We start from the raw sequence: 270 nt of genomic DNA, 5'->3' as shown, positions 1-270 counted from the left end.
CGTTCAACCTGGAATCACCACTTTATTATTATCCATTCCTCTTGCAGCAAAAGTACACAGTACAGCCCATAAACAACTATAACTAACCCCATAGAAAACATCGTGAGTAACCCAACCGAAGCGGCTTTCCTGAAGCTCGTCACACAGCATAAAGGCATTTTGTATAAGGCCTCCCGTATGTATGCTGATTCTATTGAAGACCGTGAAGATCTGCAGCAGGAAATAATGATCCAGCTCTGGAAATCTTACCAGAACTTTAAAGGAAACAGC

At 42.2% G+C, this 270-nt stretch carries 1 pseudogene; it reads left to right on the top strand.

Going from position 1 to position 270, the window contains the following annotated elements:
- Positions 1-177 precede the first annotated feature (177 nt).
- Positions 178-270: pseudogene (locus SCA31_RS23550) on the top strand (RNA polymerase subunit sigma-70); the annotation flags it as partial.

The organism is Chryseobacterium sp. SIMBA_028 (assembly GCF_046535285.1).
GTDB lineage: Bacteria > Bacteroidota > Bacteroidia > Flavobacteriales > Weeksellaceae > Chryseobacterium.
The sequence above is the reverse complement of the archived record's forward strand: the minus strand, read 5'-3'. Positions and strand labels throughout refer to the sequence as shown.